Raw genomic sequence first — 1141 nt, forward strand, 5'->3', positions numbered from 1 at the left:
GGCGCACCGGCGCCCGGCGTCGGCGCCGACCTGTCCGGCGGCAGCGCCTCCGGGACGCTGGCGCTGCTCGCGGCCGGCCTGCCGGGCCAGCCCGGGCGGCTCAACGGGCAGGGCGAGCGGCTCCTCGCGGTCACCTTCAACGACCGGGCCGGCAACGGGGGCCAGCCGTACCGGGAGGCCGAACTGGAGCGCGCCCGCAGCATCGCGGACAACCCGCGGCTGCACCACGTGGTGGTCGCGGCGGGCGAAGAGGCGCTCCCGTACGCGGACCTGGGGGCGGGGCCGCTCACGGACGAGCCGGGGCCCTCGATGGTCGCCGCCGAACGGCACCGCAGGAGGCTGCTCTCCGGGAGCGCCGACCATTTCGTGGGCCACGGCGCGCGCCAGGTACTGGACGCCCATCCGGCGCGCCTGGCCGACCTGTTGCTCGACCGGCGGCGCAGGCACCTGCTGCGCCCGGTCACGGCGCTGGCGAAGGCCGACGGCGCGGCCACGCACTCGGTGTTCATACCGTTCACGGTCTACCGGGCCGCGCGGAAGCTGGCCCGCACGCCCTACGGGGCGGGCATCTCCGCTGCCGCCGCGCGGCTGCTGGGGCGGGAGTTCGCGGACGAGCCGGTGGCGGGCAGCGCCGTGGAAGCCTCGCTGGCGGCGCTCGCGTGGTGCCGCCCCGGGCCCGCCGCGCGCTGGCTCACGGGGGAAGCGCTCGCTGAAGTATCGGTTCGGCTGAGCGACGCGGCCCTACGGGCGCCGGCCGTCGGCCGCCCCGGGGAACGCCGGGCCCGCGCGGCGCTCGCCCGGCACGCCGCCGATCACCGCGTCTTCGAGCAGGCCGCGGAGGTACGGAACCAGCGACTGCACGCGCCCTTCCTGGACAACCAGGTGGTACTCGCCTGCCGCGCGCTCCCGGACACGCTCAGGGTGCAACCGGGGGCGCGTGCCTCGGTGTTGCGCGCCGTACTCTCCGGGGCGGGCATCCGCGACCTGCCACCGGGCTGGGGCGCGACCTCGCACGTGACGCACGCGGCGGCCGTACGGGCCGGGCTGCGCGCCTCCGTGGACGACCTCGTGCGGCTCTTCGACGCGCCGCTGCTCGCCGACGCGGGGCTGGTGGAGGCGCGCGTCGTACGCAAGGCGCTGC

1 protein-coding gene is annotated in these 1141 nt (G+C 77.7%); it reads left to right on the plus strand.

Annotated features, from left to right (window positions below):
- Nucleotides 1-1141: asparagine synthase-related protein (locus ABT381_RS35820; protein WP_351602310.1), on the plus strand; the 1141-nt coding region annotated here is incomplete at both ends.

This window comes from Streptomyces sp. NPDC000151 (assembly GCF_040301705.1).
Classification (GTDB): Bacteria; Actinomycetota; Actinomycetes; order Streptomycetales; family Streptomycetaceae; genus Streptomyces.